Raw genomic sequence first — 12431 nt, forward strand, 5'->3', positions numbered from 1 at the left:
AATTTGTTCACATTATAATGCCACATAGAGTAAGGTGTTAGGGCCTTAGAAATCGTGAAAAAAGCCCGTAAATCAAGGGATTTGGCTTTAGGAATATAACAGGCAGTGGTAGGTTCATAGAGTTATTTAATGAAGGATACAAAAATCTTTTATAGGGAAATTGGATGTATTTATATAAAAAATCATGTATAGTTAACTAAATTTTATGAATACATAAAGTTCCACTCTCGAAGGTGCAGAATAAAAGTCATTCCGTCATTTAACAGAGGGGCTAATTATAAAAGGGGTGTATTAAATAATGACCATGATCCGTCCAGAGCAGAGTCAACAAGCAGCAGCCGAATATGTGCAGTCCGTTTTTGAGAAGGTTATCGCGCGCAATCCTCATGAGAATGAATTCCATCAGGCCGTCAAAGAAATTTTGGATTCGCTAATTCCGGTATTGGCTAAGCATCCTAAGTATATGCAGCAGGGGCTTTTGGAACGGCTGGTGGAGCCAGAACGTGTCATTACCTTCCGTGTACCTTGGGTAGACGATGCAGGCAATGTACAGGTCAACCGTGGCTTCCGCGTACAGTTTAACAGTGCGATTGGTCCTTATAAAGGTGGACTTCGCTTCCATCCATCTGTGTACCTGGGTATCGTCAAATTTTTGGGCTTTGAGCAAATTTTCAAAAATGCGTTGACGGGTCTTCCAATCGGTGGTGGCAAAGGCGGTTCGGATTTTGACCCCAAAGGTAAATCAGATAACGAAGTGATGCGTTTTACACAAAGCTTCATGACGGAGCTGTATAAATATATCGGCCCAGATGCCGACGTTCCGGCAGGGGATATTGGTGTAGGCGGCCGTGAGATCGGATACATGTTCGGGCAATACAAGCGTATTCGCGGAGGACATGAAGGCGGCGTCCTGACAGGTAAAGGGATTCATTACGGAGGCAGTCTCACACGAACAGAAGCGACTGGATACGGTTGTGTGTATTTTGTAAACGAGATGCTGCAAGCTCAAGGTTTGTCCTTTGAAGGACAACGTGTTGTTGTGTCGGGCTCGGGGAACGTATCCATTTATGCGATTGAAAAAGCACAGCAGCTCGGTGCTACAGTCGTGGCATGTAGTGACTCGAATGGTTATATCTATGATCCAGACGGTATTGATCTCAAGCTGGTGAAGCAGCTTAAAGAAGTGAATCGTCTGCGGATTAGCGAGTATACGAAAGAGCGTCCAGGCGCAATCTATACAGAAGGCTGCTCGGGAATCTGGTCAATCCCATGCGACATCGCACTGCCATGTGCGACACAGAATGAAATCGACGAGCAAGCAGCACAGTTGCTGGTAAGTAATGGCGTAAAAGCTATCGGTGAAGGTGCCAATATGCCGTCCTCGCTACAGGCGATTGAAGTATTTTTGGAGAACGGGGTTCTGTTTGGACCAGCCAAAGCTGCCAATGCAGGTGGAGTAGCGGTTTCGGCGCTCGAAATGTCGCAGAACAGCATGCGCCTGTCATGGACCTTTGAGGAAGTGGATGCCAAGCTGCATGATATTATGAAAAATATCTATGCTAACAGCGTGAAGGCGGCTGAGGAATACGGCGTGCCAGGCAATCTGGTGGTCGGAGCGAACATCGCCGGATTTGTGCGTGTGGCTGATGCTATGCTGTCTCACGGAATTATCTAACTCAACGTCACAATTCCTTTTCTCCATTGTACAATGATTGAATAACCTAGCTAATAAAAGCAAAATTGAAGCTGAGCGGCTCCGTGTGAGTCGCTCAGCTTTTATTTGGCATGAGGCACTTTATTTTTCTCAGGGACTTGATTTATTGCTAAAGAGGATGTATATTACTTGATAGATCAATAATTGATGGATCAAAGGTTGGATCACGAGGCCCAGCGATATGCTAAAGGGAGGAGAGATTGATATCACCCAGACACCATCCGAGGCTGATTATATTTTTGATATGCTGCTGCTACTGAACAAGCAGATTAGCTCCAAGTTCGAGCGGTGTGCAGGAGTCAGCGCATCCAGATTGCAGCTATTATGCAAGCTGTATCAAGTGGAGGAGATTAGTCAAACGCTGCTGCAAAAAGAGGTTGGCATTGACGCTGCAGCCGTTACGCGTCATTTGAAGCAACTGGAAGCGACAGGAATGGTCACACGACGCACGAAGCCAGAGGACAACAGGGTTACCTTGGTAAGCCTAACCGATTATGGGCGTGCGCGTATTGTCATCTTTAAGCAGGAGCGCTCGCAGTTTGTAGCTCAGCTGCTACAGAGCTTCGACGAGACCCAGCGGCAGCAGCTAGCTGATATGCTGCAAGTGATGAATAGTCATATATCCAGTATGGACTGACAACATTGTAATTTTACATTTACCCACAGAGGAACAAAGGAGAGATTGGAATGAGTAATACGAATACATCCAATATTGTAAAAACGAATGATTTTAAAGAAATCGCATTGGGACGCCGTTCGGTAAAAGTATACGATCCGTCCGTGAAGATCAGCCGCGAGGAAATGACTGAGATTTTGACGGAAGCTACACGTGCACCATCATCCATTAATCTGCAACCTTGGCGTTTCCTTGTGATTGACAGCCCGGAAGGTAAAGCAACCCTGGCACCATTGGCTCGTTTCAACCAACGTCAAGTGGAGACCTCTTCGGCCGTGATCGCTGTGTTTGGGGATCTGAACAACTTTGATAATTTCGAACAAATCTTCGGAGAAGCTGTAGAACTGGGCTATATGCCACAAGACATTAAAGAAATGCAACAGGAAAAAGTAACAGCCCATTTTGCTGCCCTTGATCCCGTTGTGAACAGAGAAACGGTCCTGATCGACGGTGGTTTGGTATCTATGCAGCTTATGCTGGTGGCACGCGCTCATGGCTACGATACCAACGCTATCGGTGGTTATGAAAAGGATCAAATTGCCGAGGCCTTTGGTATGGACAAAGATCGTTATGTTCCTGTTATGCTCATTTCGATGGGTAAAGGAATCAACGAGGGGCACCCGTCCACACGTTTGCCGATTGATCAAATTGCACAGTGGAAATAAGTTAAGTTATATCTATACGCGACATAAAAAAACAGGCGGAGCAAAGGACATCCTTTGCTCCGCCTGTTTTTATTTGCACGATGTAACGCTGATTCGGAAATTGATGACGTCCTTTAGTCTTAGGGTGATCCTTGACCTATATTCGCTCCCGACGTCTGTCCATAGTCAGCAGTGTCATTCTGAGGTGGATGATCGCGCTTGGGCCATATAATCTGGTGAGAAGTATGGCTAAGCTCCTCATAAAATAACGGTGCTTTCTTGAACAGGCGTATGACCAGATGGAGAAAGAACCATCCGTTCAACACCAATAGCACAAGACCGATCAGCACACTTACCCAAGGGGACACTTGAGACCGCAGCACAGGTCCACCCAGTACGTAATTCAGTCCAAAATACAACCAGTACAAGAGACTGTAGCGCTTGATGAGCTCCCACAGGGAAACTCGTTTTCCTCTCCCTGTAAGATGAATACGTACCAGCCATTTCCCTGGAGTCCGTCCATTCGTCAGGTAAGGAACCACCATAAAGTATATCCCGCTGGAAATCCAGAAAGCAGCAGATACATGCAGGGACTCCATCATGCCGAGTAACCCTGTCCAAAGGATAGAATCCACTAAGAAGGCTACTCCTCGTCTCGTATAGGACACCCGTTTGGTTGTAATGTCCACATGCTTGTCCAGATGCTCCAAGCGGGGAAGAAAGCGTGAAAACCATTCGCCGAGCAGAAAGCCCAGCATACCGCCCAAAGTATTGGCCATCAGATCGTCCACGTCAAATACACGATACGCATGGTCAAAAAATCCATACAATCCTGTCAGCTGTGTCACCTCAAAGAAGAGAGACAAGGCGAAGGACAGAATCAGACACCAGCCCCATCGTGCACGGAAGTAATAACGTAAGAACATACCGAAAGGCATGGTCATCATTACGTTAAAAACCACTTGCAGAAAAGCACGCTCCTTCAGCAGATGCAAATAACTGGAAGGATGAGCAGGTGAAACGGATGTTTCTCTTATGATGTCTTGCACGAACTGCAAGGGCATCCACTGCAAAGCTCCCCCGGCCAAAGCAGCATTATGACGCGATGCCGGAAGCGGTAGTATGACTAAAAAGAAGGTGTTCATCAAGTATAAAAGCATCAAGTAAAGCAGCCACGCTCTAGCCTTGTGAATATAGCCATGTCTGCGATATTGCACGATAAGGAACGGAAGTGTAAACAATAACGCAGCAACAGGGAAGGCCAGAAAAGCATATGAAACGGGAAACAGATAAGATTGAATCATGAGCTGTTTAAGCCTGCTTTCTCCGGAACTTCACCAAAGACCAGATGACCAAAAATGCCATGAAAGCCACGCATACGCTGATGCTAATCCGATTTTGCGGGTCAATCAAGAACAGGAAGGCAATGACCCATAGGCATCCGACCGTAACCGCCGTCACATAAGGGAATCCCCATATCTTGAAGGTAGGCTCCACTGGATAAGATTTGCGCAGTTTCAATTGGGACAGGCAGATGCAGCTCCAGACGAGCAGCACGACAAAGCCAGGTACAGCCATTAAAATACGGAACAGCCCGTCCTGAGCGACGTATGCGACCATGGAGCCAACAATCAGGATGACCGCGCACAGTTTGAGACTGTTCACCGGAACTCCATTTGAAGACAGGCGAGCGAGTGACTTGGGACCTTCTCCATTAATCGCCAGCGAATGGAGCATGCGTGTAGCCCCGTAAATTCCCGAATTGGCGGCTGACAGTACAGCAGTGATCAGAATAAAGTTCATGACATGAGCTGAGCCTTGAAGCCCTACAGAAGACAATACCTGTACAAACGGGCTGGTACTTGCATCCAGTTGGTTCCAGGGAATCAAGCCACAAATAATGAGAATAGGCAGCGTATAGAACAAAACAACGCGAAGAATAAAGCTTTTAACCACTTTAGGCAGTACCTTTTCTGGATTTTCAGTCTCCGTCAACGTCAATCCGATCAGCTCAGAACCTCCGTAAGAAAAGGTAACGACCAGCAATGCCGAAAAGATTGCCAGCCAGCCATTGGGGAAAAACCCGCCGTGCTGAGCGTAGTTGCTTAAATAAGGTGGAGTTTCAGTGGGGATAATCCCAAACAGTATACAGCCACCCAAGGCAATGAAGATAATAATCATGGCAATTTTAATGCCTGCCAGCCAAAACTCCAGCTCCCCTAAACCGCCGACACTCAGCATGTTGACGACAATAATGAAAGCCGCACTCGCTAAACTGAGGAGCCATAGAGGGACATCTGGCAGCCAATATTGCAGGAAGCTTCCCGCGGCAATGACCTCAATGACACAAACAGCCAGCCACATGAAGCAATACAACCAGCCGATAATAAAAGAAAGTCGTTCTCCAAAAGCCTTGCGAATAAAATCCTTCATATTCATGTTGGGGTAGACGGTAGCCATCTCGGCAATCGCACCCATAACGACCAAGAGCAGCAGTCCTGCGAAGACATAGGATAAAATAACTCCAGGTCCTGCCAAGCTAATCGTTTCGGTGCTACCCTTAAAAATACCCGTCCCGATGACTCCACCCATAGCCATAAAGGTAATATGCCGTGGTCGAAGCTTTTTGTGTAAAGTTGCTTCATTTGATTTCAATATGAAATCCTCCTTCATCATAGTGTACAGCTTCAGCATAGCCCAAGCAGGGTTACTTCAATTAGACTTATACTACATGAAAATATCCAATTAGGAAATGAAAGAAATAGGATCTGGTAGGGAGATTAAAATAGATAGAGGAAAAAATGTAGAAACAGAGGCAGAATGATATTGTTGACGATTGTTGTAATATCGATATCATTCTGTCTTTATGTTATATTCACCTTGTTTCGCGCGGGAATAATTGTTTCATGGTAGCCAAAGTAAAGGATGATATATAATGAGGTTGGTTTGGAAAAAAGTATGAATTTATGAAGCGGAGGCTTTGATACGTGAAGCAGGATCGGCAAAAGCAGACAGATTCTCAATCCGGGATGAGCAAGGGGCATGAAGCTGATGAACTGAACAAGCTGCTGTCCGTATGGCTTCATTCGTCGATCCGTGTCATGGATGTCCGGCACATTCGATTGGAAGCGGAAGAGCTGGTTCAATTATATCGTCTCCCAGCGCATGCTTTTGTGTTTATGCTACAGGGTAGCGTGCGCTTGGCTGATGATTGGAAGGATGCATCCCATTCAGGCTATGTACTGCATGGCAGCAAAGGTTTTGACCTGAATATCAAGCCTTCATCATGCGGGATCGAATATATTCTTGTACTATATAAAGCAACTTCTTTATCAGGACGCACAGTTTATCATCAACCTTCGGCAGCCTATGGTTTCATACCGCCCTATCCGGCTATACTATATCAAAAGCTGCAGCTACTGGCGAACACATGGCAGGATCAAGAGGCGTTATCCAAAGTTCAGGCGCAGGGTCGGTTCTATGATTTTGCATATGAATGTATGCGCCAATCGCAGGAACCGCAGGCTCGGACCTCCACGCGGGATGTCGTGGCACAGGCAATTCGATTTATGCAGGCTCATTATGCGGAGTCCATCACGCTGGAACGTTTGGCCGGATTATTGGAATGTAGTCCGCGACACCTGACCCGGTTATTTAAAAAACAAACGGATAGTAGCCCGATTACGTACTTGATTCAATTACGGATGGACAAGGCGAAGGAGCTTTTGCGGAAGACGGATGCTACTTTGCAGGATATTGCTGCGAGTGTGGGGTATTCAGATGTCTATTTCTTTAGCCGGGCATTCAAAAAATATACTGGCGTATCCCCGGTTCATTATCGGGACAGCTTATATTCATCTGCTTTTGTTAGTGATATGCGTCTGGATAATCCATCAAGCCTGTCTGAATGTTCCATTGATTCAACAGGTGGTGCCCTGCATACTGGTATTGAGGATAATAATCATTATCAAAACCATGACGAAGGGATTTTACAAATGAATAGAAACACAAAGCATTCCATGGCATTTATTGTATTGCTTAGTTTTACCTTGCTGCTGAGCGCGTGCTCAGGCACATCCAGTCCTACGGCAACCGATGGCGCTTCGCAAGGGAACAATAATACATCAGCAGAACCAGCATCACAGGAAAGGGTACTGAAGGATGCACTTGGGCATGAGGTGAAGGTTCCGGCTCAGCCTCAGCGTGTGCTCGCTTCTTATCTGGAGGATCATCTGGTGGCGTTGGATGTTAAACCGGTAGCCCAATGGTCGGTGGGTAAAAATTCAGTTCAAGCTTACCTGCAAAAAGAACTGAAAGATGTTCCTGCCATCGCTTCAGATCTTCCGTTCGAGGCGGTTCTGAATTTCAAGCCTGACTTGATCATTATGGACAGTGCGAGCATGGTGGAAGGCGACAAATATGATCAATACTCCAAAATTGCTCCAACCTATGTTGTAGGCAGTAATATGAATAATGATTGGCGCCAAGAGCTGCTGACCGTGGGTGAGGTGCTGAATAAGAGCAGTGAAGCGAAGCAGGCATTAAGCAATTACGACAAAAAAGCAGCAGAGGCGAAAGCCAAGCTAAGTCAGACGGTAGGACAAAAAACGGCTGCGGCATTGTGGGTAACGGATAAAAACGTATATGTGGTGAACCAGAATTTATCCAGCGGTGATGTATTGTACAAGGATTTGGGATTCAAGATTCCACAGGTCGTACAGGAAATTTCCAAAACAGCCAAGGCGAACTGGAGCAACTTATCGCTGGAAAAATTGGCTGAGCTGAACGCTGATTATATCTTTATCGTGAACAGCAAAAATGTGAGCAAGGATGAGATTATTAAAGATCCAGTCTGGGCAGGAATTCCGGCAGTCAGAGAAGGCCATGTATACGACTTTGGCAAGGATTCCAGCTGGCTGTATACAGGTACAATCGCAAACAGTCAAATGATTGACGATGTTCTGAAAAATGTAATGAAATAATGTAACTCAATAATCTAGCCATTATAATAAAAACAGCGCTTTTCTCACTTAACGGCAGAAGCCACAGTAGGAGAGCGCTGTTTTGTCTTTTCATTTACATGGACGTTTGCCGTGCAACCTGGTTTTATAATAAAAGATGCCTGCACAGGGCAGACATCTGTTTTTTTCGATATTAGGCTTTCGGAGATACCAGGATTTTAACCTGATTTTTTTCTTTCAGGAGACCTTCAAAACCTTGCTCGATTACTTCTTCGAGCTTAATACGTTTGGTCACAAGCTTGTCAGCAGGGAAATACCCTTTTTCCATCAAGCTGATGACAGCCGGGAATACATCACGGTAGCCGATAATACCAGTCAGATTGCGTTCCTTCATAACGATATTGTTCGGTTTGATTGGAGCTTCTTTTTCAAAAATGCTGACGATCATGATTTGTCCGCTAATTTTAGTGGATTCAATCGCTTGAGTCAGCACAGGAGGTACTCCAGTGACTTCATAGGCTACATCTACGCCACCGTTGGTCCGTTTGTGCAGTTCTTCCACAACATCATAAGTTTTAGGATCAAGCACAATAGCACCCAGCTCTTCAGCTTTAGCTTTACGCTCCTCGGAAAGCTCTACTGCATAAATCTCAGATGCGCCCGAAGCTTTCAACGCTTCAATAACCAGCAATCCGATAGGACCAGCGCCAAACACGACAGCTTTGTCGCCGACTTTCAGTTGGCTTTGACGTACAGCGTACAAAGCAACGGCCGAAGGCTCTACCAAAGCGCCTTGCTCGAAGGATACGCTTTCTGGAATTTTGTGAACCATGTGCTCGTCAGCTGCGACATATTCAGAAAATCCACCGCCGCCGCCTGCCAAACCGAGGAAGCCCATTTTATCGCAAAGGTTATATTTGCCTTGTCTACATGCATCACATTCTCCACATGCAAAAACCGGTTCTACGACTACACGGTCGCCAACCTGAATTTTAGTTACACCTTCACCGATTTCAACGACTTGTCCAGAAAATTCATGTCCCATCACAATCGGAGCTTTTTCGCCAGTCAGTGGATGCTGAGCGTTTTCAGGAATGAAGATCGGTCCTGCTACATATTCGTGAAGATCACTTCCGCAAATGCCACACCATTCTACTTTGATTTTTACTTTTCCTGGAAGAGCAGCGGGTTGCTCAATGTTTTCCAAACGTAAATCTTTTACTCCATGCCATCTCAATGCTTGCATGTCTTGTCATCTCCTTGATGAATATATGATCATTGCTGCTATAAAAGTGAATGAATAAGGAAACGTTTCCGAAAAATAATATGTCACAATTTTTACACATTGTCAAACCAAATTAATGCAAAAAGCACTTGATTTTTTTGTGAATATAATCACTTGTGACTATGGCGCTATATTTGACTTGTTGCTCTGTACAAAAGAGTTTTTATGAATTATTCAGGTGAGGAAGAGACTAGAAGAAAACGAATTCAATTTTTAGAGACTCATTCTGTGGTATAATATCTATATTAGAGAGTTTATGTGCATAGAGAGAAAACGATTCCGAGCGTGAAAGGATTTTGGGTGTGTCAGAGCAAAAGAAAGTAACCATAGAGGATGTAGCCAAGCGGGCAGGGGTCGGTATTGCGACTGTCTCCAGGGCTATTAACGATAGCGAGGGTATCAGCCCCAAGACGAAGGCATTTATTTTGCAAGTGATTGAAGAAATGGGCTTTACGCCTAACACTTCAGCTCAGAGTCTAAAGGTGCGGCAGACACGCCAAATTGCGCTGGCTGTACCAGATATCCGGAACGCCATCATTCCAGAGATTGCTTGGTCCGTAGAACAGGCTGCCAAGCAGCACGGTTATCGTGTCGTGCAGATCAATACGGCCGGGAATGCCAGAATGGAGCTTGAAACGGTGCGTGAGGTTAAGAAGCTGCATGTAGACGGGCTCATCATTATGCCGCTGGCGTATCCCAAAATGTTGGTTGATCTGATTAACAAAGCGAACGTTCCCGTGTCTATTATTAACTATGGCAAGAAGCTGGGTGAAGACGTCAAAGCGGATATCGTCAGTCTGGCCCGGCAAGAGGGAAGACTTGTGATGGAGCATTTGCTTAAAATCGGAAGAACGAGAATTGCTTATGCAGGTGCGGCGAAGGACAAAATCGAAGAGAGATACTTTGCTTATGAGCAGTCTCTCCAGCATGTGGACCCTTCACTGGTGTATTTTGGCGATGACTTTTCCTTCGAGACCGGGCTACGGGCAGCCGATTATTTTTACAGCTTGAAAAATATGCCGGATGCGATTTATGCAGTTAATGATATGGTGGCCATAGGAATCGTAAACCGCTTTAAGGATTTGGGTGTAAAAGTACCGCAAGAGGTTGCAGTGGTCGGTATTGATAACAATTTGTGGGCTACGGTAACGACCCCGCAGATCAGCTCAGTTTCTATCATGGGGGAAGAGGTGGCACGCCTGGCTGCGGAACTGCTGCTTAAGCGAATTCAGGAACAGACCGTGGGGGATTATGAGCGTATACAGTTTGAGCCTCGCCTGATTGTCAGGGAATCCAGCTTCTCCGTGATCCGTAAGCCTACGGTTGGACATGACGAGTAAAGTAAGTCTAGCTCTGAACCCTATTCCGTTATAACCATGGATGAATGGCTGCAGGCGTAATAGATATGGATAGGAGAGTGGATTCATGTCAAAAGGTAGCGTGTTCGTTTCTGGAGCTTGTACTACATTATTGCTGGCTGTAATCCTAGGATGTACTCCCCATGCTGACCCTGCGTCGCCGTCTGGAGCAAGCAATGAGGAGCCCAAGCAAAGTGCGGCCAGTGCAACCAGTACGCAGCATACCCAGCAAAGTAAAGAGGAACTTGTACTGTCCTTTTATAAGGATTCATCCCTCAGTGATGAAGCAAAAGTACGTCATATTACGGACCATTTGGCAGGTATCCATTGGGGGAAGATGAACGAAATTAGTGAACATCAAAGCATGGAAATCATTGATTATCTCTATAAACAGCGCGCTTTGGTTCCTTCGGAAAGTTTCCCGAATGTGATCAAGGGCACTGCTGGCTTGGATGGAGCGCTAACTGAAGAATACGATAATCTTATGGAAGATTTGTTTACAAGGGACAAAACTACGATGATCCGAGCATTGGCAGATATGGACAAAACCAACCGCGTACAAGGTATAGGGGGCATCGGGTATGCTCTCAGCTATAGAGACCCGAAGGAAGTCAAGAAAGAGATTCAACAATGGCAGGCAGGACAACAGCTTACTACGGCAGAGAAGGATGTTATTCGTGCTCTGTTCGCCAAGCTGGATAATCCGTACTGATGCTGAATGAGCGATGAGCTTTGCCTAGAAGTATATAAAATGAAAAGCTGCTTCTCTACCCGAGGCAGCTTTTTTGTGCTGTTTGTACATCCTGCGATTATGATTGGAGGTGATCCTGATCTACACGCAAGCGCTTGATGTCACGAATTGGAGGGAGGCCGAACAAGCGAGCGTATTCACGACTGAATTGAGAGGGACTTTCGTAGCCTACCTGAAAACCGACATCTGCCGCATCTGCTGATTCAGATAACAACAGGCGACGGGCCTCTTGCAGACGTAATTGTTTTTGATATTGCATTGGGCTCATAGCTGTAACCTCTTTAAAATGACGATGTAGCGACGAAGGACTCATATTAGCCAGTTGGGACAATTCCTCAATTCGCAACGGCTTATCATAATCTTGTTTAATTCGCTTTATGACTTCTGCGATCCGGTTTGAATGGCTACCAGTCATGACCAGTTGTTTTAAGGACTCTCCCTGCTTCCCCTGTAAAATCCTATACAATATCTCACGTATAACTAATGGAGCCAACACCGGAATATCCTGCGGTCTTTCCAAAAGACGTACGAGCCTTACCACGGCATCCAGCAGTAGGGAGTTGGTCTGGCTTACATACAAGCCTCGTCTGGAATCAGGTATTGAGGTAGTAGGAAAAGTAGACTCCTTGATGAGATCCAAAACCTGATACGGATCAAAATTGAGCCGGAAGCACAAATACGGGGCTTCTGCTGAGGCTTGTATCACCTGCCCGGAAATTGGTAAATCCACCGAAACCACAAGGTAGTCGGATGTGCCGTAATAGTAACTTTCCTCTGCGAGTATCACGACTTTTTTTCCCTGAGCCACAATGCATAAGGCGGGTTCATGGACCTGATAAATTGGAACGGTGGTAGTCGAACTTCGGACGAAGTGAAGTGAAGGGATATCTGTAGCGTGAACTCCGTCGTGACTTGTAAATTGTTCTATGAGAATGGGCAATTCGGCTTGTTTTTTCATCGTGAAATCCTCTATATTAGTTGCCTCCATCATGACACATCCCTTCTAATGAACCTCTGGAGGATTAGGCAATAATTTGCTCTG

General features: G+C 45.7%; 10 protein-coding genes. 6 read left to right on the forward strand and 4 right to left on the reverse strand.

Annotated elements, in window-relative coordinates; translation table 11 throughout:
- Window positions 1-298: 298 nt before the first annotated feature.
- The 3 genes from gdhA to MMB75_RS00985 all read left to right on the forward strand — a co-directional run bounded on the left by gdhA (window position 299) and on the right by MMB75_RS00985 (window position 3055).
- Window positions 299-1675, forward strand: a complete 1377-nt coding sequence (gene gdhA, locus MMB75_RS00975; RefSeq protein WP_019688217.1) for an NADP-specific glutamate dehydrogenase — start codon at window positions 299-301, stop codon at window positions 1673-1675.
- Window positions 1676-1958: 283 nt separating this feature from the next.
- On the forward strand, window positions 1959-2351 hold the full coding sequence (locus MMB75_RS00980; protein WP_026065410.1) for a MarR family winged helix-turn-helix transcriptional regulator: 393 nt from the start codon (window positions 1959-1961) through the stop codon (window positions 2349-2351).
- 50 nt (window positions 2352-2401) lie between these two features.
- The gene (locus tag MMB75_RS00985; RefSeq protein ID WP_016821829.1) at window positions 2402-3055 is read left to right on the forward strand and encodes a nitroreductase family protein; all 654 of its coding nucleotides are present in this window, start codon (window positions 2402-2404) and stop codon (window positions 3053-3055) included.
- 119 nt (window positions 3056-3174) lie between these two features.
- Here the strand turns inward: MMB75_RS00985 and MMB75_RS00990 are convergent, their stop codons facing one another.
- Both MMB75_RS00990 and MMB75_RS00995 read right to left on the reverse strand, forming a co-directional pair.
- Entirely contained in the window at window positions 3175-4338 is a 1164-nt protein-coding gene (locus tag MMB75_RS00990; RefSeq protein ID WP_017426835.1) for a VanZ family protein, read from the reverse strand.
- Window positions 4339-4345: 7 nt separating this feature from the next.
- A complete protein-coding gene (locus tag MMB75_RS00995) occupies window positions 4346-5689 on the reverse strand; it encodes an amino acid permease (protein WP_016821827.1) in 1344 nt (447 codons plus the stop codon).
- A gap of 332 nt (window positions 5690-6021) precedes the next feature.
- On the opposite strand from MMB75_RS00995, the gene MMB75_RS01000 reads away from it, so the two are divergent.
- A complete protein-coding gene (locus MMB75_RS01000) occupies window positions 6022-8016 on the forward strand; it encodes an AraC family transcriptional regulator (RefSeq protein WP_080942667.1) in 1995 nt (664 codons plus the stop codon).
- A gap of 172 nt (window positions 8017-8188) precedes the next feature.
- On the opposite strand, the gene MMB75_RS01005 is transcribed toward MMB75_RS01000, so the two are convergent.
- Window positions 8189-9241 (reverse strand): 2,3-butanediol dehydrogenase, encoded by a 1053-nt coding sequence (locus MMB75_RS01005; RefSeq protein ID WP_016821825.1) that lies wholly within the window; start codon window positions 9239-9241, stop codon window positions 8189-8191.
- 341 nt (window positions 9242-9582) lie between these two features.
- Here MMB75_RS01005 and MMB75_RS01010 point away from each other — a divergent pair, with 341 nt between their 5' ends.
- Together MMB75_RS01010 and MMB75_RS01015 are read left to right on the forward strand one after the other, a co-directional pair.
- Entirely contained in the window at window positions 9583-10620 is a 1038-nt protein-coding gene (locus tag MMB75_RS01010) for a LacI family DNA-binding transcriptional regulator (protein WP_277506745.1), read from the forward strand.
- A gap of 85 nt (window positions 10621-10705) precedes the next feature.
- Window positions 10706-11350 (forward strand): hypothetical protein, encoded by a 645-nt coding sequence (locus MMB75_RS01015; RefSeq protein ID WP_016821823.1) that lies wholly within the window; start codon window positions 10706-10708, stop codon window positions 11348-11350.
- A 97-nt stretch (window positions 11351-11447) separates the two neighbouring features.
- On the opposite strand, the gene MMB75_RS01020 is transcribed toward MMB75_RS01015, so the two are convergent.
- On the reverse strand, window positions 11448-12377 hold the full coding sequence (locus tag MMB75_RS01020; protein ID WP_029514428.1) for an AraC family transcriptional regulator: 930 nt from the start codon (window positions 12375-12377) through the stop codon (window positions 11448-11450).
- Window positions 12378-12431 lie beyond the last annotated feature (54 nt).

Origin of the sequence: Paenibacillus sp. P2(2022) (assembly GCF_029522175.1) — a bacterium.
Lineage (GTDB): Bacteria > Bacillota > Bacilli > Paenibacillales > Paenibacillaceae > Paenibacillus > Paenibacillus polymyxa.